21 protein-coding genes and 2 tRNA genes are annotated in these 21,438 nt (G+C 68.0%); 5 read left to right on the top strand and 18 right to left on the bottom strand.

The genetic code is table 11. From position 1 onward, the window contains the following. Positions 1-8 precede the first annotated feature (8 nt). On the top strand, positions 9-1,772 hold the full coding sequence (gene pknB / locus ACIPV2_RS09070) for a Stk1 family PASTA domain-containing Ser/Thr kinase (RefSeq protein ID WP_400840485.1): 1,764 nt from the start codon (positions 9-11) through the stop codon (positions 1,770-1,772). Here the strand turns inward: pknB and ACIPV2_RS09075 are convergent. From ACIPV2_RS09075 to ACIPV2_RS09085, 3 genes are read right to left on the bottom strand one after another with little or no spacing between them, the layout of a single operon-like run. After that, positions 1,748-2,395: an anthranilate synthase component II gene (locus ACIPV2_RS09075; protein ID WP_400840487.1), complete on the bottom strand. Its 648-nt coding sequence runs from the start codon at positions 2,393-2,395 to the stop codon at positions 1,748-1,750. The two genes, pknB and ACIPV2_RS09075, sit on opposite strands and share 25 nt — an antisense overlap. Then, complete coding sequence (locus ACIPV2_RS09080) at positions 2,392-2,547, bottom strand: hypothetical protein (RefSeq protein ID WP_400840489.1); 156 nt, start codon at positions 2,545-2,547, stop codon at positions 2,392-2,394. The genes ACIPV2_RS09075 and ACIPV2_RS09080 overlap by 4 nt, the downstream gene beginning before the upstream one ends. Further along, positions 2,547-3,350 carry a class E sortase gene (locus tag ACIPV2_RS09085; protein WP_400840491.1) on the bottom strand — a complete coding sequence of 268 codons (804 nt, stop codon included), beginning with the start codon at positions 3,348-3,350 and terminating at the stop codon, positions 2,547-2,549. Before ACIPV2_RS09085 ends, ACIPV2_RS09080 begins: the two co-directional genes overlap by 1 nt. Before the next feature lie 36 nt (positions 3,351-3,386). Here ACIPV2_RS09085 and ACIPV2_RS09090 point away from each other — a divergent pair, with 36 nt between their 5' ends. Beyond that, complete coding sequence (locus ACIPV2_RS09090; RefSeq protein WP_071642807.1) at positions 3,387-3,626, top strand: cell division protein CrgA; 240 nt, start codon at positions 3,387-3,389, stop codon at positions 3,624-3,626. Between the two features lie 238 nt (positions 3,627-3,864). On the opposite strand, the gene ACIPV2_RS09095 is transcribed toward ACIPV2_RS09090, so the two are convergent. Next, entirely contained in the window at positions 3,865-4,746 is an 882-nt protein-coding gene (locus ACIPV2_RS09095) for a rhomboid family intramembrane serine protease (RefSeq protein WP_400840493.1), read from the bottom strand. 25 nt (positions 4,747-4,771) lie between these two features. Beyond that, a complete protein-coding gene (locus ACIPV2_RS09100) occupies positions 4,772-5,329 on the bottom strand; it encodes a peptidylprolyl isomerase (RefSeq protein WP_400840495.1) in 558 nt (185 codons plus the stop codon). Positions 5,330-5,473: 144 nt separating this feature from the next. Here ACIPV2_RS09100 and ACIPV2_RS09105 point away from each other — a divergent pair, with 144 nt between their 5' ends. Both ACIPV2_RS09105 and ACIPV2_RS09110 read left to right on the top strand, forming a co-directional pair. Continuing rightward, positions 5,474-5,971: a DNA helicase gene (locus ACIPV2_RS09105; RefSeq protein WP_101188876.1), complete on the top strand. Its 498-nt coding sequence runs from the start codon at positions 5,474-5,476 to the stop codon at positions 5,969-5,971. Then, entirely contained in the window at positions 5,968-6,507 is a 540-nt protein-coding gene (locus ACIPV2_RS09110) for an aminoacyl-tRNA deacylase (RefSeq protein ID WP_400840497.1), read from the top strand. The genes ACIPV2_RS09105 and ACIPV2_RS09110 overlap by 4 nt, the downstream gene beginning before the upstream one ends. Here the strand turns inward: ACIPV2_RS09110 and ACIPV2_RS09115 are convergent. From ACIPV2_RS09115 to ACIPV2_RS09135, 5 genes are all read right to left on the bottom strand, one after another. Beyond that, positions 6,504-6,947, bottom strand: coding sequence for an NUDIX hydrolase (locus ACIPV2_RS09115; RefSeq protein WP_400840499.1), 444 nt, complete (start codon positions 6,945-6,947; stop codon positions 6,504-6,506). The genes ACIPV2_RS09110 and ACIPV2_RS09115 overlap by 4 nt on opposite strands. Before the next feature lie 35 nt (positions 6,948-6,982). Continuing rightward, on the bottom strand, positions 6,983-7,294 hold the full coding sequence (locus ACIPV2_RS09120; protein WP_400840501.1) for a hypothetical protein: 312 nt from the start codon (positions 7,292-7,294) through the stop codon (positions 6,983-6,985). Between the two features lie 97 nt (positions 7,295-7,391). Next, entirely contained in the window at positions 7,392-8,327 is a 936-nt protein-coding gene (locus ACIPV2_RS09125) for an AraC family transcriptional regulator (RefSeq protein ID WP_400840503.1), read from the bottom strand. A gap of 106 nt (positions 8,328-8,433) precedes the next feature. Continuing rightward, positions 8,434-9,564 carry an aminotransferase class V-fold PLP-dependent enzyme gene (locus ACIPV2_RS09130; protein ID WP_400840505.1) on the bottom strand — a complete coding sequence of 377 codons (1,131 nt, stop codon included), beginning with the start codon at positions 9,562-9,564 and terminating at the stop codon, positions 8,434-8,436. Between the two features lie 89 nt (positions 9,565-9,653). Beyond that, a tRNA-Ala gene (locus ACIPV2_RS09135) sits at positions 9,654-9,726 on the bottom strand. Positions 9,727-9,809: 83 nt separating this feature from the next. On the opposite strand from ACIPV2_RS09135, the gene ACIPV2_RS09140 reads away from it, so the two are divergent. Continuing rightward, positions 9,810-10,358 (top strand): DUF3253 domain-containing protein, encoded by a 549-nt coding sequence (locus tag ACIPV2_RS09140; protein WP_400840507.1) that lies wholly within the window; start codon positions 9,810-9,812, stop codon positions 10,356-10,358. A gap of 49 nt (positions 10,359-10,407) precedes the next feature. Here the strand turns inward: ACIPV2_RS09140 and ACIPV2_RS09145 are convergent. From ACIPV2_RS09145 to gyrB, 8 genes are all read right to left on the bottom strand, one after another. Then, a tRNA-Ile gene (locus ACIPV2_RS09145) sits at positions 10,408-10,481 on the bottom strand. Between the two features lie 82 nt (positions 10,482-10,563). Next, a complete protein-coding gene (locus ACIPV2_RS09150) occupies positions 10,564-11,367 on the bottom strand; it encodes a hypothetical protein (RefSeq protein WP_400840509.1) in 804 nt (267 codons plus the stop codon). Continuing rightward, complete coding sequence (locus ACIPV2_RS09155) at positions 11,364-12,065, bottom strand: response regulator transcription factor (protein WP_101188883.1); 702 nt, start codon at positions 12,063-12,065, stop codon at positions 11,364-11,366. The genes ACIPV2_RS09150 and ACIPV2_RS09155 overlap by 4 nt, the downstream gene beginning before the upstream one ends. After that, complete coding sequence (locus tag ACIPV2_RS09160) at positions 12,053-13,399, bottom strand: sensor histidine kinase (RefSeq protein ID WP_400840511.1); 1,347 nt, start codon at positions 13,397-13,399, stop codon at positions 12,053-12,055. Before ACIPV2_RS09160 ends, ACIPV2_RS09155 begins: the two co-directional genes overlap by 13 nt. Before the next feature lie 94 nt (positions 13,400-13,493). Next, a complete protein-coding gene (locus tag ACIPV2_RS09165; protein ID WP_400840513.1) occupies positions 13,494-15,950 on the bottom strand; it encodes a PEP/pyruvate-binding domain-containing protein in 2,457 nt (818 codons plus the stop codon). 229 nt (positions 15,951-16,179) lie between these two features. Next, positions 16,180-16,584, bottom strand: coding sequence for a DUF3566 domain-containing protein (locus tag ACIPV2_RS09170; protein WP_101188886.1), 405 nt, complete (start codon positions 16,582-16,584; stop codon positions 16,180-16,182). A gap of 20 nt (positions 16,585-16,604) precedes the next feature. Further along, positions 16,605-19,163, bottom strand: coding sequence for a DNA gyrase subunit A (gene gyrA / locus ACIPV2_RS09175; protein WP_400840516.1), 2,559 nt, complete (start codon positions 19,161-19,163; stop codon positions 16,605-16,607). Between the two features lie 165 nt (positions 19,164-19,328). Next, positions 19,329-21,344 carry a DNA topoisomerase (ATP-hydrolyzing) subunit B gene (gene gyrB / locus ACIPV2_RS09180; protein ID WP_400841790.1) on the bottom strand — a complete coding sequence of 672 codons (2,016 nt, stop codon included), beginning with the start codon at positions 21,342-21,344 and terminating at the stop codon, positions 19,329-19,331. Between the last annotated feature and the right edge of the window lie 94 nt (positions 21,345-21,438).

The following is a 21,438-nucleotide window of genomic DNA, read 5'->3' on the forward strand; positions in this document are numbered from 1 at the left end:
AGTCGTCTGTGTCGCCAGAGCCGCGAATCATCGCCGGTCGCTACCGCGTCGATGAGGTCATCGGGCAAGGCGGCATGGCCAGCGTGCACCGCGGATACGACCTGACACTCGGTCGAGAGGTCGCGATCAAGATCCTCGACCCCGAACTCGCGCGCGACACGGCCTTCCGCACCCGCTTCCGTCTCGAGGCGCAGGCAGCATCGCGCATGTCGCACCCCTCGATTGTGCGCGTCTACGACGCGGGCGACCCTTCGACAGGCTCAGGGACCCACTCGACAGGCTCAGGGACCCACTCCACCGCGTCCGGGATGCAGAGTTCCGGCGGCGCTGTGGAGCAGACCGAGCCGTACATCGTGATGGAGCTCGTGCAGGGCACCCTGCTCAAGGACATCATCGCGAAGGGGCCGCTTCCCGTCGCCGACGCGATCCGGTACGAGGACGGCATCCTCGAGGCACTCGAGTACTCGCACCGCGCCGGCGTCGTGCACCGCGACATCAAGCCGGGCAACGTGATGATCACCGACAGGGGCACAGTGAAGGTGATGGACTTCGGCATCGCCCGTGCCGTGTCCGACTCCTCGTCGACCGTCGCCGAGACGACGCAGATCCTCGGCACCGCAGCGTACTTCTCGCCCGAGCAGGCGAAGGGGGAGTCTGTCGATGCACGCACCGACCTCTACTCCGCCGGCGTGGTGCTGTACGAGATGCTCACGGGTCGTCAGCCGTTCCGGGGGGACTCCCCCGTCGCCGTCGCCTACCAGCACGTCAGCGAGACGCCGCTGCCGCCGACAGAGGTCAACGAGCAGCTGCCGCGGTCGATGGATGCCATCGTGCTGCGCGCTCTCGCGAAGGATCCCTACCAGCGGTTCCCCGACGCAGGATCGTTCCGTCTCGCCCTCAAAGCGGTCTCCGACGGTCAGGCGCCGACCAAGAGGGACATCGGCGCGCTCACCAGTGAGCTCTACGGCCCCAATCCACGGCAGGCGCAGGAGACCGCGCGGTCGCTGCGTCAGCTGAGCACCGACACCACCATGACCCGCACGCAGTCCGGTCCGCCGGTCGCGTGGATCTGGGCAGGCGTGGCCCTGCTCGCGGTGCTGCTGATCTCGGTGCTCATCTGGGTGGTCACTCTCGCCATGCAGCCGAACGACGTGCCGACGTCGTCGGTGACCGTGCCGAACCTCGTGAACCTCACAGCCGACGATGCTCAGGATGCCCTCAAGGACAGAGGGCTGGTCCCCGACATGCGCGAAGAGTCGAGCATGGACTTCGACGAAGGGCACGTCATCCGCTCGGCTCCGACCACGGGCGCCAAGCTCACGGCCGGCACCTCCGTGATCGTGTACGTCTCGACCGGGGCCGACACGGTCGAGATGCCCGGGGTGGAGGGGCTGTCGCAGGATGCCGCGAAGCAGGTGCTCGCTGAGGCTGGGCTCGAGCTCGGCACGGTGCGACCGCAGAACGACAAGGACGCGCAGGCGGGAACCGTGCTCAGCGCGAGTGAGGAGGCAGGTGCTCCGGTCGCTCCGGGAACGGCCGTCGACCTGGTCATCGCCAACGGCTACGTCACGCTCGAGGACATGACCGGCTTCTCGATGGACGCGGCGAAGGGCCAGCTCGAGAAGCTCGGCCTCGCAGCGGAGCCCGTCGAGCTGGGCCCGTGCGCCGAGGGGCAGACGCCGAACGTCGTCGCCTCGATGTCGAAGTCGCCCGGTGAGGTGCCCATCCACTCCACCGTCGAGCTGCGCTACTGCGTGCCACCGGCCGCCTGATACTCGAACGCGGTCGGCGGCACCGACGCGAGCCAGTTGCCGAGCAGGCGGTGTCCGTGCTCGGTGAGCACACTCTCCGGGTGGAACTGCACACCGGCGATCGGCAGCATGTCGTGCTCCACCGCCATGATCGTGCCGTGCTCGGCGCGAGCCGTGACTCGCAGCGTCTTCGGCAGCGATGCGTCTTCGAGAGCGAGCGAATGGTAGCGCCCGGCCGCGAACGGCGACGGGATGCCCTCGAACAGCGCAGATCCGTCATGGCTCACCTGCGAGATCATGCCGTGCATCAGCTCAGGCGCTGAGCCGACCGTGGCGCCGAAAGCCTCGCCGATCGTCTGGTGACCGAGGCACACGCCGAGCAGCGGCATCCCCGTCTCGGCCGCCAGACGCGCCACCGCGACGGACGCGCCGGCGTCAGCCGGTGCGCCGGGTCCCGGTGAGATCATCACCGCATCGAACCCGCGCAGGAGTTCTCGCCAGTGGCGGTGCACCACGGCATCCGGAGCAGCGCCCGCGACATCCGCCTCCACCATCACCACCTCGGCGCCGAGCTCGCGCAGGTAGCCGATCAGGGTGTGCACGAAGCTGTCGTGGTTGTCGACCACGAGCACCCGGCGCGTCACTGCAGGTCCACCTCGCCGGGGGTGATCAGCGGACTGATCCACGGGAACACGTAGAAGAACAGGGCGTACAGCACCGCAGCGACCAGCACGAGGGCGATGAACAGGCGCACCCAGCACGGTCCGGGCAGGAGGCGCCAGAGGGCTGCGTACATCAGCGGGCTCCTTCGGCAGACGGACTGGCCTCTTCGACGGATGCCAGCGATGCGGGCGGTCCCTCGGCGCGCGGCTGGAAGCTCTCGAACACTCCGTACGCGACGATGCGCTCCGCGAGCGAGTACAGCGGCGAGCACGCCGTCAGGGTGATGAACCGGTCGGACGGAGCGACCTCCGGCATCTGCGGCACGTCGAGCAGCACGTCGCCGGCGGACGGCTTCACGTACTGCAGATTGCGGAACCGGTACGTGTACCAGCCGACCTCTGTCTCGACGACGATCGCGTCGTCGAGCCGCAGCTTGTCGATGCGGTTGAAGGGCTTGCCCCACGTGGTGCGGTGACCGGCAAGTGAGAAGTTGCCCACCTCTCCCGGCATCTTCGACTGCTCGTAGAGACCGATGCCGATCCTGTCGAGCGTCCGCTCGCGCGTCGTACCGCCGGCGATGTGCACGTTGTAGTCGTCGCCGAAGCGCGGGATGCGCATGTTCGCGAAGACCTGCGCATCCCCCGGGCGCGGCAGCAGGGGTGGCTCGTAGACCGTCTCCTCCCCCTGCTGCACGACGGGTGGCGGTTCGGGGGGCGGCATCTGGGCCCACTGCTCGGAGAGCTCAGCGCCCTTGACGTTGTTCTCGGCGCCGATGATGAGATCGCCGATCCACATCTGCCAGGAGACGAACAGCAGCACGAGCACCCCGGCGGTCAGCAGCAGCTCGCCGACGACGCTCGCGAACGTCGCGCGGGACCGCCGTCGAGCGGGCTTCGCGTCCCGCAGCGAAGCCCGGTACGTCGCGACCGCATGCATATGGGGAAGTCTATTCGCCCGGCTAGAATGATGCGCATGGCACGTGATCGCAACCCCGAAGAGCCCGCCGTCGAGCGTCCTGAGGGCGATGCCGCTCCGAACGCCGTCTGGTTCAAGCCCGTCATGGTCGGCTTCATGCTGCTCGGCCTGGCGTGGATCCTCGTCTACTACATCTCGGGTTCACGCTTCCCCATCCCGGGTCTGGACTCGTGGAACCTCGGCATCGGCCTCGGCATCGCGCTGATCGGGTTCCTGATGACCACGCGCTGGCGCTGACACTTCGACCCGTCGGGCCTCTGCGCCCGTTCTGAGACGCCCTCTCACCGTGCGGTGAGGGGGCGTCGCGCTTTCCCCAGATGGTTGTTAACAACCCTGTCCACCTGTGAATAACACCGGTGTAATTCTCCCCAGGTGTGGACAGATCTGTGGATAACTGCGGGGAATGCTGTGCAGAGCCGTGTGGAGAGCCTGTGCAGAGGGTGTGCAGAAGTCTGCTCTGTACGGTGCCGTCGCCTCAGAACAGGCTTCGCAGCACGACCGGAGTCACGAGGAACGCGACTACCAGAAGCACGACCGCGAGCACCACGAGCAGCAGGATCTGCACCGTGCGCTGGGAGTGCCGGCGCGTGCGGGCGAAGATCAGGCCGATCAGCGCGCCGACGATCGCTCCGCCGATGTGGGCCTGCCACGCGATGTTCAGCGTCTGAATGAACCCGATGGCGAGGTTGATGGCGAGGATCACCAGGATCCCGCGGATGTTGGCGCCGATGTGGCGGCCGATCACGAGAAGCGCGCCCATCAGCGCGAAGATCCCGCCGGAGGCGCCGACGGTGGCGACGACCGGATCGAGCACAGCCATCGCCACGGAGCCGCCGAGTCCGCCGATCAGATAGAGAGCGACGAACCGCCATCGGCCGAGCATCGGCTCGAGGCTGCGGCCGATCATCCACAGCGCGAGCATGTTCAGCAGGAAGTGCGTGATGCCCGAGTGCACGAGCATCGTCGTCAGCAGCCGCCAGGGCTGGAAGGAGAAGTCACCGCCGAACATGTCGGGGAAGAGGTACGGCGTCGCGAACAGCATGGTGCGGTTGACGATCGGTCCGAGCAGCAGCTGCAGCACGCCCACGACCGAGGTGACGGCGATGATCGCGTACGTCGCGACGGGCCGCGATGAGTCGCCCCCGGATCGCCACACGCGACTGGCTCGGCGCTGCGCCGGTGTCTGCGCCTTGCGGTCGGCCTTCATGCACTCGGGGCAGATGACTCCGACGGGCGCCTGAGTCTGGCAGTCGGCGCAGACGGTGCGTGTGCAGCGTTGGCAGAGCACGAAGCTCTGCCGATCCGGATGCCGGTAACAGAAGTTCTCGCGGTTGCGCGTGAAGTCAGGAGAGGTCATCCGGATCGGCTCGAGCGGTCGTGACTCAGTTGGCGACGACGTCGACCGAGTGCAGCACGACGTCCTCGACGGGACGGTCCTGCGCGCCGGTGCGCACCGCCGCGATCTCGTCGACGACGGCCTTCGAGGCGTCGTCGGCGACGACGCCGAAGATCGTGTGCTTGCCCTGCAGCCACGGGGTGGGGTCGGTCGTGATGAAGAACTGCGAGCCGTTGGTGCCCTCGGCCTGGCCCGTGATGGCGTTGCGGCGCAGCCCGGCGTTGGCCATGGCCAGCACGTACGGGTCGTTGAAGTTCAGCTCGGGGTGGATCTCGTCGTTGAAGTTGTAGCCGGGGCCGCCGACGCCCTGACCGAGCGGGTCGCCGCCCTGGATCATGAAGTTCGGGATGATCCGGTGGAAGATGACGTCCTTGTACAGCGGGCCCTCGCCCGGCTTGCCGGTGGCGGGGTGCGTCCACGCCTTCGAGCCGTCGGAGAGGCCGACGAAGTTGGCGACCGTGTTGGGAGCGTGGTCTCCGAACAGGTTGATGACGATGTCACCGTGGTTGGTGTGCAGGGTTGCGACGTGAGATGCGTGAGGCATGGCTCCATTGTCGCAGAGGCGTCGCGTGCGGGCGCGGCGTATTGTGCCGTTTTCGCGCTCGGATCGCCAGACTCTGCTCGTATTCAGTGTGTTGTGGTTGGATGATCAGCGGAACGGACATCGACCGACCGACGGGAGAGCAACGTGAATCTCAGCCGCAAGCGCAAGAAGGAACTGCGTCGACTTCAGCAGGACGCCGGACGACTCTGGGAGTCGCAGCAGGTTCTCGTCGGGCACGCTGCCGACGTCGCCCGTGAGGCCGGTCGCCAGCTCGGGAACTTCAATCGCGAACAGGTCATGCCCAGCGTGCACGACTCGTATGAGCGTCACCTCGCCCCCGCGGTCGACCGCAGCGTGAAGCTCGGCAAGCACGTCGTCGACCATCGGGTCGTGCCCGTCGTGGGTGGCGTCGTCGGCACCGCGATGTCGGCCTGGGATGTCGCGAACAAGAAGCGTCAGGATCTCGGATGGGGCCCGCGTCACGTCGCTCCGCCCAAGAAGAGCATGGGCTTCGGCTCGGTCGTCGCGATCGTGCTCGGCGCCGCCGCGGCGATCGGCGTCGTGGTCGCCGCATGGCAGGCGCTGCGCGCCGACGACGAGCTGTGGGTTGCCGACGACCCGCTGTCTCCGCCCAACGCATGACTCAAGCCGACCCGCATCAGCGGGTGCGTGCTGCTGCGGCCGCCCGCGGACTCGACATCGAGATCCGTGAGCGGCCGCAGGCGCACAGTCTGACGGAGGCGGCCGCTCTTCTCGGTCTGCATCCGTCCGACATCGTGAAGACGCTCGTCGTCAAACGCCCTTCACTTCGACTCGCTGACGCTCGCTCAGTACAGGCGACGGGCTCAGGGACCCAGCCTCAGTATCTCTTCGCGCTGGTGCCCGGTGGGCGCTCCATCTCGTGGCCGAAGCTGCGCGCGGTCGTCGGTGTGAACAGACTGCGTCTGCCTGAGCCGGAACTCGCGCTGGCTGCCACCGGGTACGAGCGCGGCACGATCGTGCCGATCGGCAGCAGGACCGACTGGCCCGTGTACGCAGACGAGAGCATCGTGGGGCGTCGCGTCGCGATGGGGGCCGGTTCCCACGGGTACAGCCTGTTCACCGAGGCCGACGATCTGATCCGTGCCTACGGCGCGACAGTTGCCGACATCTCCCAGCCCGAAGACGCTCGCGACTAACTGTCTTCCGCCGGCAGCAGGCCGGCCATCCGCAGGCCGATGTCGACGAGCTTCACCCGCTGCAGCGTGACGACCTCGTCGAGCGTGAACCAGGCGGCCATATCCGTGGACCCGTTCTTCTCGAACCGCAGCGCACCGCCCGTGATCTCGGCCCGATACACGATCCGAAGCGTGTGCAGCGGCACCTTCTTCTCGTCGCGGCGCACGCGGCGCGACGACGGGATCACGCGTGAGTGGATGCCCAGCAGAGCTGACGTCTCGATCCGGAAGCCGGTCTCCTCGCGAAGCTCGCGACGCACGGCGAGCTCGGGATCCTCGCCCTCCTCGAGTCCCCCGCCGGGAAGCGTCCACGCCACCCGACGCCCCTCGGTCCAGCGGGCCAGCAGCACCCGGCCGTCATCGTCGGTGACGATCCCGTAGGCGGCGACGCGCAGGTCCATGGACTCACAGTAGTCGTGGTCGCGCGCAGCGGAGGTCAGACGGCTTCGAGCGGCTCGATGTGCTCTTCGGTCAGCAGGATGCCCCCGCTGGTGTTGGCGGACTGGGACAGCTCGTTGAGCCACTGCGGACTCAGCGCGGGCGGGATGGGTTCATCGAAGACGAAGCGCAGAGGAATCGACGGGTGCAGCCACAGCGTCGATCGACCCGAGGCATTCGGGTGCCGCCATGACAGGGTGAAGCTCTCGTTCCGCCGCAGCTTCAGGGCGATCACCACCTTGAGGTGCGCGAGCGTGCGATCGTCCACCTCAATCGGATCGGGCGAGTTGCCGTAGTAGATGAGTCCCATTTGTCTTCACCGTACGATGCAGCGACGTGCCGCGCATCTTTGTCGCCTCGAATGGACCGTGGGCGCAGGGTGTCTTCGTTCTGTGGACAAGGGCTCGTCAGCCGCCGCCCAGCGTCTCCTTCGCGCTGCGACCGTATGTCTGCCGATACACGCTGTTGAAGCGGGACGAGTTGCCGAAGCCCCAGCGCCGTGCGACCTGTGCGACTGACTCGTCGCCGGCGCTGTTGCGCAGATCCCGGTGGGCGCCGTCGAGGCGCACCCTTCGCAGGTACTCCGTCGGCGTCGTGTCCAGGTTCCGGCGGAAGGAGTACTGCAGGCCGCGTGTGGAGATATGCGCCGCCTCCGCGACGTCATCGACGGTGATCGGCCGGTGAGCGTGCTCGGCTATGTACGCCAGCGCCTTGCGCACCGTCGCTGCACCGACGCCGCCGCCGTCGCGCGTGATCGCCGAGGAGAACGTCGAGGGGAAGCAGCCGAGAATCGTCGTCAGCGCGTGTCGTGCGAGACCGGCCTCGATCAGCTCGTCGCCGCTGTCGAGCGACATCGCGGACGCGAGCAGGTAGTCGAAGGCGCGAACCCATTGGCGCGCCGCGAGATCAGAGCGGGGATGCACCGAGGTCAGCCGCAGCGAGAGCAGTTCGTCACCGGTGATCCGTCGTGCCAGTTCCTGGGCGCGCACGCGATCGAAGATGAGCGCCGAGACGTCTGCGGCTCCGTCCCATTCCGCTTCGACCTGCGCGCTGTCCGTCGCCCAGGGGATTCCGGGCTCGATGAGCGCCCGCCGGCTGCGGAGGACGCCGTCGGCGACCATAGAACGGCACGCCAGGAGCTGATCCTCGGGCTGCACACGGGAGTGCACTTCGGCGGTGAGCGAATACCGCACGATCGACAGCTCGCTCAGCGTCGCCGAGCGCCACCGGAATGCGAAGTTCTCCGGGTCGATGCGCAGCAGCGACGCCGAGGGCACGAACGTCTTCCAGATCTGCTCGACGTCGGCGACGTCGCCGGAATCCACCCGCAGAATCTCCGCCACAGAACCTCCTGTGCGCGCCGTCGGCGATAGTGCAGCGCACCCTCAGAATAAACCGGGATCGCCGTCTTCACCCGGAACGACGGCACCGCTGTGGGCGCGTCGGCGCTCAGCCGCGAAGTGCGACGAGCGCCGTCTCCAGCCGCCCGACTGCGGCATCGACGTCGTCGAGCTTGTCGAGGCCGAACAGTCCGACCCGGAAGCTCGAGAAGCCCTCCGGCTCGTCGCAGTGCAGAGGCACGCCGGCGGCGACCTGCACGCCATTCTCCTTGAACGCGGCGGCGCTGCGCAGATCGGGGTCCGTGGTGTGCACGACGACCACGGTGGGGGAGGCGAAGCCGGGTGCCGCGACCGACGGCAGACCGTGCTCGGCGAACAGCGCCCGCACGCGCGTGCCGAGCTCGACCTGCGCGGCGCGCAGCGCGTCGAAGCCGCGCTCGCGCGTCTCGATCATCTGCTGCAGGTTGCGCGCGATGGTGTCGGTGGGCATGGTCGAGTGATAGCCGGCCGACCCGTCGCGGTAGCCGTCGGAGATGCCGAGCCAGCGGTTCAGGTCGAGGGCGAAGCTGGTCGCGGTGCCGGATGCCACGGCATCCCTTCCCCTGTCGCTGAGCATGACGTAACCGACGCCCGGTGACCCGCTCCATCCCTTCTGCGGGGCGGAGAGCAGCACATCGACGCCGAGGGAGCGCATGTCGACCCACATCGCACCGGATGCAATGCAGTCGAGCACGAGCACGCCACCGACCTCGTGCACGGCGTCGGCGAGCGCGCGCACGTAGTCGTCGGTCAGGATGATCCCGGCGGCGGTCTCGACATGGGGAGCGAAGACGACCTCGGGCCGCTTCGAGCGGACGGCGGCCACCACGTCGTCGATGGGCGCCGGACTCCACGCGGCCTGCACGTCGTCGCTGTCGGGTCGGGCGAGGCAGACGGTGATGTCGGAGGCGATACCGCCCATCTCGAGGATCTGCGACCAGCGGTACGAGAAGAGACCGTTGCGGACGATGAGGGCGCGCCTGCCTGTGGCGAGATGCCTGGCGACGGATTCCATCGCGAAGCTGCCGCCGCCGTTGACAAGCACGGCGCTCTCGGCGTTGTAGGCCTCGCAGAGGATGTCGATGGTCTGCTGCATGATGCCGATGAAGCGCTTCGACATGTGGTTGAGCGACCGATCGGTGAACACCACCGAGTACTCGAGCAGTCCGTCCGGATCGATGTCAGCGTGCGGCAGAGTCATACGTCCAGCCTGGCACTGTCTGCTGAGGGGGAGGACAGAGCTTCCGTGAAGCGGAAGAACGCCCCGACGATGCCGGGGCGTTCGATCTGTGGAGCCTAGGAGATTCGAACTCCTGACATCTTGCTTGCAAAGCAAGCGCTCTACCAACTGAGCTAAGGCCCCTCAACGGTGCGAGCACCGCGGTCAATGATACATGCCGCAGGGTTGGCCACTGTAATCGCCCGGCCGGCGCCCCGGATCCGCGCGTGTCGCGCAAGGGGGGACGCGGGGTCAAGTCCCTCGCGATGGCCGGGAACGAGGCGGATGCTGGGGAGATGGATCCGGAGAAGACGGCCGACGGCCACCATGTCATCATCGACGGACGGCGGTGGCGGGCGACCGACCCCGCCATTCCCGACTCGTTCCGTCAGGAGCTGGTGGACGAGCTGATGGCCGCGCGACGCGCGGTGAAGGCGGGGGAGAGCGACGCCCGACGCCGGGTGAACGACGCGAAGACCGCACTCGGTGAGCGGGGAGCGCCCTGGTGGGACGAGCGCTCGGGTGCCGACTTCGACGAGCGGATCGCCGCGGCTGTGCGCGCCCTCGTGCGCAAGCGCCAGGCGTCGTCCATCTGCCCGAGTGACGTGGCGCGCACCGTGGGCGCGGATTCGTGGCGGTCGATCATGGATGACGTGCGGCGCGTGACCGCTGGCCTCGCGGACGAAGGACAGGTGATCGTCACGCAGAAGGGCGAACCGGTGCGCATGGCCGATGCCCGCGGGCCTGTCCGGATCGTACGCGGCCCAGAGCTGTGAACTCGACGAAGAAGACCCCGCCGAAGCGGGGCCTTCTTGTTGTCTTGAGTGGGGCTACCAGGACTTGAACCTGGGACCTCTTCATTATCAGTGAAGCGCTCTAACCGCCTGAGCTATAGCCCCGTCAACCTCCAAGACTTTACCGGATGATCCTGGGCAAAAGCGAATCGACGCCCGGCCTGCGCGCAGGCCGGGCGTTTCGGATTCACTGCCCGCTGCCACCAGGACGCAGAGTGGCGGATCCGGCGGAGACGTCGCCCGTGATCCGGTGACGGCTGCCGCTGCTCTGATCGAGGCTGCTGTCCAGCGATCCCGCGCTCGCCTGGCCGCGCAGGTCGTACTCCTGGTCGGGCAGCGTGAGCTCGAGCGCACCCGCCGACACCGTGAAGTCGACGCTGTCGGGCACGCTCAAGAGCGTCGACACCACGCGACCCGCGCTGATCCGGTACTGGGCCTGCTCGACGCCGCGCAGCTCGACCTCCGCGCGCCCCGCGTTCAGCTCGACGTCGAGGGCGCGAGCGTCACCGGTCAGGGTCAGAGATCCGGCGTTCACGTCGATCCCGAGGTCGGCGAACTCACCCGCGACGTCGAGCTGCCCGGCCTGCAGGGTCAGCTCGGCATCCACTCCCTCCAGAGCGAGAGGCAGCACGAGCGTCGCCCGCTCGTCTCCTCGCAGCCAGTCCGGACTCCACCAGTCGAAACCGCGATCGGGGCCGCGGACGTCGAGCTGACCGCCGTCGGCTCGCAGCAGCCAGCCACTCGTCGACGCTCCTTCCACCCGCAGCTCGGCGTCATCGACGTCATCGAACATGACGCGCATGTTCGCTCCCCCGACTTCGACGTCGATCGAGCTCACGCTGCCGACGTCCGCCGTCAGCTGCCCGGACTGCGGTCCGATCTGCTGCAGCCCGGTGACGGCGGCGGATGCCGCGGAGCCGAGCATCACGACCCCGCCGAACGCGGCGACCACCACGGTGATCGCGCCGATGCTCTTCTTCGTGCCGCTCATCGCAGCCCTCCCTGGTCGTTGCGGCCGGCGTCTGCCGAGCCGTGATTCTCGATGTGGGCGAGTGCGGCCAGCACCCGCCGGTTGCCGTCTTCGGGCTCCAGCCCGAGCTTCTGGAAGATCGCGGTGATGTGCTTCTCGACGCTGGCCTCGCTGAGGAACAGCATCCCGGCGATCGCGTTGTTCGACTTGCCCTCGGCGATCAGCGCGAGCACGGTGCGCTCGCGCTCGGTCAGACGCAGCATCCGCTCGTCGCGGTTGCGGCGGGTGAGCAGCTGCGCGACCACCTCGGGGTCGAGAACCGTGCCTCCGGCTGCGATCCGCTCGACCGATTCGACGAACTCGCCGACGTCGGCCACCCGGTCCTTCAGCAGGTACCCGAGGGCACCGCCCTGGTTCTGCCCCGTCTGGGCGGCGATGAGTTCGCTGGCGTAGCGCTCCTCGACGTACTGCGACAGCACGAGGATGGGCAGCGCCGGCTGGACCGCTCGGATGGCGAGTGCCGCGCGGATGCCCTCGTCGGTGAAGGTCGGCGGCAGACGCACGTCGAGGATCGCCAGATCCGGCGCGGATGCTGTGACGGCATCCATCAGCCCGGTCGTGTCCGGCAGGGCCGCGACCACCTCGTGGCCGGCGTCTTCGAGCAGTCGGACGAGACCTTCGCGCAGAAGGACCGAGTCCTCGCAGATCAGGATGCGCATGGCACCGACACCTCCAGGCTGGTCGGACCGCCCGCGGGGCTGTCGAGGCGGAAGGTGCCGCCGGCGGCGAGCACGCGGTTGGTGATGCCGTCGAGGCCGCCGCCGGGCTGCACCTGCGCGCCGCCCATGCCGTTGTCCTCGACGCGGGCCCAGAGTCCACCGTCGCGGCTGCGCACCACGACGCGGCACTCGCTGGCACGGGAGTGCTTGGCCGCGTTGGTGAGCGACTCGGCGATCGCGAAGTAGACGGCCGCCTCGGCATCACGACAGGAGGCGCCGGCACCCGTCGCCGACGGATCGATGCGCACGTCCAGCTGCACGGGGATGTGCGAGCGACCGGCGAGCGCCGACAGGGCGGCGTCGAGGCCGCGGTCGTCGAGCACGGAGGTGTGGATGCCACGGGCGAGCTGCCTGAGCTCGGTGATGGCTGCCTTGGTCGAGGTGTGCGCCTCGTCGATCAGCGCCTTGGCGACTGCCGGGTCGGCGTCGATCTTCTGCTTGGCGAGTCCCAGCGTCATGCCCACCGACACGAGTCGGGGCTGAACGCCATCATGAAGGTCGCGCTCGATGCGGGTGCGCTCGAGTTCGGCTGCGCGCACGGCACCGGCGCGCTGTGCGGTCGTGGTCCGCACCTGAGCGGTGAGCTCGGCCTCACGACTGGGGATGACGAGCGCGCGACTCAGCACGCGGTGCAGCAGCGCCAGGCCGATCAGGCCGGCGACGCCGGCGATGAGACCGAGGATGCCGATCAGCGGGGCCCACTCAACGGCCAGGTAGTTGCCGAACGGGCCCTCGATGCTGCCCTCGGAAGACAAGGGCGCGAACGCGAAGAAGACCGACCAGATCATGCCCCAGAACACCCGCAGGAGGATCGTGCCGAGGATGCACGCGAGAACGAAGTTGAGCATCGTGCGCCACATGCGCCCGTCGACCGACTGGCGGGCGAGGTTGCGCAGCCATCCGCCGAACCCGGGCTTCGTGCGCTCGCGCCAGCGCAGATCGGGAACCTCGGCGCCGTAGAGGCTTCCCACCCGGCGCACCTCGATCCACGCCACACCGTAGATCGCATAGACGACGCCGACGAGGAACAGCAGGCCGATGCCGAAGACGAACAGCAGCGCCAGCCCGACGCCGAGCACGGCGCTCAGCGCGGCCAGCGTCGCCGAGCCGACTGCTCCGAGCGCGGCGAGCTCGAGGACGGTGAGAACGATGCGCAGCGGTGGCCGCGGACCGTCCGCGCTCGGACGAGTCGCCGCGGGGGCAGGCGCCGGCGGCGGCGCGATGTGCGCGTCCGCAGCGCGAGGCGGTGCCGGGGGAGTCGGGTTCGTGGTCATGACTCAAAGCTACGGTTCTCGTGAGCATCCCGACACGGAGCCAGCCCGACACACGCGTTCGGGTTTTCCCTACCGTCTGCTCGGCTCCGCGAGCTCAGGCGCGGGTGACCCTCCCGGTGGTGCCGTCGACCATCACGCGCTCGCCGTCGATGAGCGTCCGTGTGCCGTCGCCGGTGCCCATGACCGCCGGGAGCCCGTACTCGCGGGCGACGATCGCCGCGTGGGACGCGACGGATCCGGTGTCGACGACGACCGCGACCGCCTTGAGGAACAGCGGCGTCCACGCCGGGTTGGTGTAGGGGCACACGAGCACATCGCCCTGGCGCACCCTGTGGAAGTCGTTCGCATCACGGACGACTCGCGCGCGGCCGGTGGCCGAGCCCCCTCCGGCCGGGGTGCCCACGGCGAGCGCATCGCGGCTGCTTTGGCGGGTGAAGACGCCCCGCAGATCGACGACCGGGATGCCCGTCAGCTCGGATCTCTTCGCCGCGCGCTGCGCGACGAGGCTGCGCAGCGCATCGACCTCCGCCGACGGGATCTGCCGCACATCGCGTATCGCGGTGACCTCGTCCCACCGCAGGTGGAAGACGTCGAACGGCTCGTCGACGACTCCGGCACCCCGCAGCCTCTCGCCGACCTCGAGCAGCGCCCGGCGCAGTGCCGGCAGCGTCGCGGTGAAGAAGAAGTGCGTGTCCTCACGCAGGGCCATCCCGCCCTGTGCGGCCCGGATCCACCGGGTCATGACGCCGCGCGCCCACCGCGTGCGCAGCAGCGGATGGGCGAGGAGCTGAGTGCGGGCATCCGCCGAGCGAGAAGACGGGTCGCCTGCGGGGGGATGGTCGACGAAGCCCGCGATCATGCCGACGGCGACGCCCGGCGATTCAGCGAGCGTGGGCGGGCTGACGAGCAGAGGGGAGACGGTCTCCCTGCGACCGAACTCGCGGAGGTACGCGTCGAGCTGCGCGCTGAACTGGGGGAAGCGCCCTGCGTGGAGTCCGGTCACGATCTCATCGGGTGAGCGGGCGGCGAAGAGCGCGCGCAGCTCGGCATCCGCGCGCACGGAAGCGGCCAGCGCGACAAGCGCCCTCTCAGCTGCCGCCGTGCGCGTCGGAGCACCGCCGGTGAGATCACCCAGCATCCGGCGACGGCCGAGCAGCGTCGTCGCGATCGCGAGGCGGGCGATCGCCACACCGGCGGCGGGAAGATAGTCGATGCGCAGGTCGCGACTGATGTCCATCGCGGCGAGTGCTCGAGGCGGCACCTGCAGCAGCTCGCGCCAGGGCATCCGCGGCAGGTCCAGCTGGTCGAGCGCATCGGCACGACCCAGCAGCACGGCCAGACGGGGATCCTGCTGCCACGCGTCGATCGGGAACCGGCGGGCTTTCGACGCGACCTGGAACGGGGTAAGAACAGCGGCGACGCCGAGATGCGGGTTCGGCGGCACGAATTGCACCACGACGCCGTCCTCCTCACGCAGGTAGTCACGGAACGCGCCGCGCAGTCCGTAGTGCTCGGTGATCTGCCTCATCATCTCCGCGGGCCCGTGGCCGAGCCAGGTGGTGACGTCGAGCGGATAGGGGCGCACCGGCAGATACTCGCTGAAGATCGTGCTCTGCAGACGCTGACGGCGATTGAGCTTCTGCGGCGGGGGCGGAAGCGCCGTCATCGGTCGCGCCTGGAGGATGAAGATCCGCCCGTCGGCGACCGCCCACTCCATGTCCTGCGGACGCCCGAAATGCTCGGCGGCGGCGCGGGCATGCCGAGCGAGAGCGCGCAGCAGATGCGCAGAGAGCAGCGGGTTCTCGGATGCCCTGACCTCCGCCTCTTCTTGCACACCGCCGCCCGCCGCGGGGCGGATCGCGACCTCGGCGCGGCCGGCGCGGAACTCGAGCTGCTCGCCGTGCTGGTCGAGAACATGGTGATCGGGCGTGACCAAGCCGGAGACGACGGCCTCCCCGAGCCCGGCGGCCGCGTCGACGATCACGCGGTCTCGAGCACCGCTGACCGGATCGGCGCTGAACATCACCCCGGCGATCTCGGCGTGCACGAGCTGCTGCACCACCACGGCGATGCGGACGGTGCGCTGGTCGACTCGTCGCTCCCGTCGATACGACACCGCGCGGTCAGTCCAGAGGGATGCCCAGCAGTCGCGCACCGCGTCGACCACGGCGTCCACGCCGACGATGTTCAGGTAGGTGTCCTGCTGCCCCGCGAATGCCGCGCCCGGGAGGTCTTCCGCGGTCGCGCTCGACCGCACCGCCACCGGCACCTCGTCACCCAGCGCCCGATAGGCCTCGGCGATCTGCACCCGCAGCTCTTCCGGCAGCGGCGCGGATGCCAGCATGCCCCGCAGTTCCGAAGGCGGCGCATCCGCCAGCCGCGACGCGAGCCCGACAGCGCCGGCCGCCTGCGCATAGGCATCCGTCGTCACGACGAATCCGCCCGGCACGGGCATCCCGGCTCGGATCATCTCCCCGAGGTTCGCACCTTTCCCGCCCGCGACCTCCAAGTCATCCCGCCCGACCTCCTCGAGCCCCACCACCCACCGCATGCCGACTCCTCGTGAACTCCCCTTCCCTCCCCATCCTCCCCGCCTCTGCCGTCGGCACAAGAGCAGATTCACTGAGGAGAGGACGCAGAAATCCCCTTTTCGAGAGCATCGGGGAGGGACCCGCGAAGCGGGAGGGGCATGGGCCGTGGTTCCTGAGCGAGCGCAGCGAGTCGAAGGGCTGCGAACGAAAAGGGGATTTCGGAGTCCGGCAAACACCGGAGGAGAGAGATCAGTTCGACATGAACCCGACGAGCAGCCCGCCGGTCACCTTCACTGCCAGGTTGTAGATTCCCGCGATGACCGCGCCGAGCACGGTGAACACGATGAGGTTCAGGATCGAGACGACGGCGCCGAAGGCCATGATCTGCGGCAGCCCGATCAGGCTCGACAGATCGATGGCTCCGTCGGTGAGGGTGTCGAGGATCTTGCCGACCTGCGCGATGACGTTCGTGGCCTGCAGCACGAGGTACACCAGGAAGAACGAGACCATGGTCACGATCGCCAGTGCCACCGCTCCGAGGAACGACAGCTTCACGGCCGACCAGAAGTCGACGTAGACCAGCCGCAGGCGCACCTGCTTGCCCCCGGTCTTCCGTGTGGACTTCTTCGCCAGCTTGTCAGCGACTGTACTCATCTATCGGTGCTCTCTTCGGATCAGGCTTCGGGGGTGTCAGCGGGTGGCGTGGCGGGCTCGGAGACCTCGATCTCGCCGAGAGACTCGTCATCCTCCTCGATGCCGCGCTCGCTGTTGCGGGCCACGGCGAGGATGCGGTCGTCACCGGACATGCGGGCGAACACGACTCCCATCGTGTCCCGACCCTTCGCCGGCACCTCGGCCACGGCAGAGCGTACCACCTTGCCGCTGGAGAGAACCACCAAGACCTCGTCGTCCTCTGAGACGACCAGACCACCCGCGAGAACCCCTCGTTCGTCGCTCAGCTTGGCGACCTTGATGCCCGTTCCGCCGCGCTTCTGCACCTTGTACTCGACGATCGACGTGCGCTTGGCGTACCCGCCGTCGGTGACGGTGAACACGAACGAGTCGTCGTGGACGATGGATGCCGAGAGCAGGCAGTCGTGGTCGTCCCTGAACTTCATTCCCCGCACGCCCTCGGTCGCGCGGCCCATCGGACGCAGCGCCTCGTCGGTCGCGTGGAAGCGCACGGACATGCCCTTCGCGCTGATGAGGAGGATGTCCTCGTCGGAGTCGACCAGCTTCGCGCTGACCAGCTCGTCGGTCTCGCGCAGGCGGATGGCGATGACGCCGCCCTGGCGGTTGGTGTCGTAGTCGCCGAGGCGGGTCTTCTTCACCAGGCCGCTGCGGGTGGCGAGCACCAGGTAGTCCTTCGCCTCGTAGTCGCTGATGGCGAGCACCTGGGCGATCTTCTCGTCGGGCTGCAGCGCGAGCAGGTTGGCGACGTGCTGGCCCTTGGCGTCGCGGCCGGCCTCAGGCACCTCGTAGGTCTTGGTGCGGTAGACGCGGCCCTTGTCGGTGAAGAACAGCAGCCAGTGGTGCGTGGTGGTGACGAAGAAGTGCTCGACGAGGTCGTCGGCGCGCAGCTGCGCACCCTTCACGCCCTTGCCGCCGCGGTGCTGCGAGCGGTAGTTGTCGCTGCGCGTGCGCTTGATGTAGCCCTCGCGAGTGACGGTGACGACCATCTCCTCGACGGGGATGAGGTCCTCCATCGACATGTCGCCGTCGAAGCCGTGCAGGATGTGCGTGCGACGCTCGTCGCCGAAGCGGTCGACGATCTCGGTGAGCTCGTGGCGCACGATGCCGCGCTGACGCGACTCGGTGGCGATGATCTCCTTGTAGTCCGCGATCTTCAGCTCGAGCTCGGTGGCCTCATCGATGATCTTCTGCCGCTCGAGTGCGGCAAGGCGGCGCAGCTGCATCTGCAGGATCGCCTCGGCCTGATCGTCGTCGATGTCGAGCAGCGTCTTCAGACCCTCGCGAGCCTCGTCGACGGTGGGCGAGCGCCGGATCAGGGCGATGACCTCGTCGAGCGCATCGAGCGCCTTCAGGTACCCCTGCAGGATGTGCATGCGCGCCTGCGCCTTGCGCAGCCGGAAGCCGGTGCGGCGCACGATGACGTCGAGCTGGTGATCGAGCCAGTGCGTGATGAACCCGTCGAGACCGAGCGTGCGCGGCACGCCGTCGACGATCGCGAGCATGTTCGCGCCGAAGTTCTCCTGCAGCTGCGTGTGCTTGTACAGGTTGTTCAGCACGACCTTGGCGACGGCGTCGCGCTTGAGCACGATCACCAGGCGCTGACCGGTGCGGTCGGAGGACTCGTCGCGGATGTCGGCGATGCCCGTGATCTTGCCGTCGCGAGCCAGGTCGCCGATCTTCACCGCGAGGTTGTCGGGGTTGACCTGGTACGGCAGCTCGGTGATCACCAGGCAGGTGCGGCCCTGGATCTCCTCGACCTCGACGACTGCGCGCATGGTGATGGAGCCGCGGCCGGTGCGGTACGCCTCGTGGATGCCCTTGGTGCCGAGGATCTGGGCGCCCGTCGGGAAGTCCGGGCCGGGGACTCGCTGGATGAGACCCTCGAGCAGCTCCTCGCGGGGGAGCTGCGGGTTCTCGAGCGCCCACAGCGCTGCGGCCGACACCTCGCGCAGGTTGTGCGGCGGGATGTTGGTCGCCATGCCGACCGCGATGCCGATCGAGCCGTTGACGAGCAGGTTCGGGAACCGCGCCGGCAGGACGTCAGGCTCCTGGGTCTGCCCGTCGTAGTTGGGCGAGAAGTTGACCGTGTCCTCTTCGATGTCGCGCACCATTTCGAGCGCGAGCGGGGCCATCTTCGTCTCGGTGTACCGGGGAGCGGCGGCACCCATGTTGCCGGGGGAGCCGAAGTTGCCCTGGCCGAGCGCGAGCGGGTAGCGCAGCGACCACGGCTGCACGAGGCGGACGAGGGTGTCGTAGATCGCGGTGTCACCGTGCGGGTGGTACTGACCCATCACCTCGCCGACGACGCGCGCGCACTTCGAGAACGACTTGTCGGGACGGAACCCGCCGTCGTACATGCCGTACAGCACGCGGCGGTGCACGGGCTTGAGACCGTCGCGCACGTCGGGCAGCGCGCGACCGACGATGACAGCCATCGCGTAGTCGAGGTACGACCGCTGCATCTCGGACTGCAGGTCGACCTGGTTGATGCGGCCGTGCTCGTGGCCCGCGGTGATGTCGGGGCGTTCTTCGTCAGTCATGGTGTTCTTCTTCTCCGGATACTGCCGGACTCCGGAATCCTCCCTTCGTTCGCAGAGCGGGGGCCCCGGCGCTGGCGCGCCACCCCGATGCTCACTCCGGGAAGATTCCTCCGTCCTACGTGCGTGTGTTGTTGTCCGAGATCAGCTGTGTGGGGGAGGGATGTGTCAGATGTCGAGGAAGCGGACGTCCTTGGCGTTGCGCTGGATGAAGGTGCGTCGCGACTCGACGTCCTCGCCCATCAGCACGCTGAAGATCTCGTCCGCCGCGGCGGCATCGTCGATGGTGATCTGGCGGAGCGTGCGCGTGGTGTGATCCATCGTGGTCTCCCACAGCTCCTTGGCGTTCATCTCGCCCAGACCCTTGTAGCGCTGCACACCGGCATCCTTCGGCAGACGCTTGCCGTTCTCGGCCCCGTGCTGCAGCAGCGCATCGCGCTCGGCGTCGGAGTACACGTACTCGTGGGGTGAATTCGACCACTTCAGGCGATACAGCGGGGGCATAGCGAGATAGACGAAGCCGGCCTCGATGAGCCCGCGCATGTAGCGGAAGAGCAGGGTGAGCAGCAGAGTGGTGATGTGCTGGCCGTCGACATCGGCATCCGCCATCAGCACGATCTTGTGATAGCGGGCCTTCTCGATGTCGAAGTCCTCGCCGATGCCGGTGCCGAAGGCCTGGATCATCGCCTGGACCTCGCGGTTGCCCAGCGCCTTGTCGAGGCGAGCGCGCTCGACGTTCAGGATCTTGCCGCGGAGCGCGAGGATCGCCTGCGTGTGCGGGTCGCGGCCCTGCACGGCCGAGCCGCCGGCCGAGTCGCCCTCGACGAGGAAGATCTCGCTGATCGACGGGTCCTTGCTCGTGCAGTCCTTGAGCTTGTCGGGCATCGCGGCCGACTCGAAGACGCTCTTGCGACGCGCGGTCTCGCGGGCCTTGCGTGCGGCCATGCGGGCCGTCGCCGCGTCGATGGCCTTGCGGATCACGTTCTTCGCCTGCTGCGGGTTGCGGTCGAACCAGTCGCCGAGCTGGTCGTTCACGATCTTCTGCGTGAACGCCTTCGCCTCGGTGTTGCCCAGCTTGGTCTTGGTCTGACCCTCGAACTGCGGCTCGCCGAGCTTGATCGAGATGACCGCGGTGAGGCCCTCGCGCACGTCGTCGCCGGAGAGGTTCTCGTCCTTCTCCTTGAGCAGGTTGTTCGCGCGGGCGTAGCGGTTGACGAGGCTGGTGAGCGCAGCGCGGAAGCCCTCTTCGTGCGTACCGCCCTCGTGGGTGTTGATCGTGTTGGCGTACGTGAACACGTTCTCGGTGTACGAGGTGGTCCACTGCATCGCGAGTTCGAGCGAGATCTTGCGCTCGGTGTCCTCGGACTCGAACGCGATGATCTCCTCGTTGACGACCTCGGCCTTGCGCACCTTGTTGAGGTACTCGACGTAGTCGACCAGACCGCGCTCGTAGAGGAAGACATCCGCGGGCTGACGTGTGACGACGGTGCCGTCGACCTCGTCCTCGAGGGCGGATGCCGGACGCTCGTCGCGCAGCGCGATGCGCAGCCCCTTGTTCAGGAACGCCATCTGCTGAAAGCGGGTGCGCAGGGTGTCGTAGTCGAACTCGATCGTCTCGGTGAAGATCTCGGGGTCCGGCCAGAAGGTGATGGCCGTGCCGGTCTCATCGGTCGGCTCGCCCTTCTCCAGCTTCTGCTGCGGCATCCCGCCCTCGCCGAACCTGTGGCGCCAGACGAAGCCCTTCTGCCTGACCTCGACGTCGAAGCGGGTCGAGAGCGCGTTGACCACCGAGGAGCCGACGCCGTGCAGACCGCCGGAGACGGCGTAGGCGCCGCCCCCGAACTTGCCGCCCGCGTGCAGGATCGTGAGCACGACCTCGACGGTCGACTTGTTGGGGTCGGAGGAGTGCGGATCGACGGGGATGCCGCGGCCGTTGTCGACCACGCGCACGGCACCGTCTTCGAGGATGGTGACGTCGATGTTGTCGGCGTAGCCGGCCAGCGCCTCATCGACGGAGTTGTCGACGATCTCGTACACGAGGTGGTGCAGACCGCGTGGCCCGGTGGAGCCGATGTACATGCCGGGTCGCTTGCGGACCGCCTCGAGACCCTCGAGGATCTGGATCTGTTCGGCTCCGTAGTCGCCGGATACCTTCGCGGAGCTGTTCTCGGTCGCGTCGCTCATCGAAGCGTCGTCGGCGTTTTCTTCAGGCGTCATCAGAAATGGTTCTCCACATCGAAGGTACGACCCGATTCTACTGCGTTTCGCCGGTCGATAT

The organism is Microbacterium sp. NPDC089987 (genome assembly GCF_044748505.1).
GTDB lineage: Bacteria > Actinomycetota > Actinomycetes > Actinomycetales > Microbacteriaceae > Microbacterium.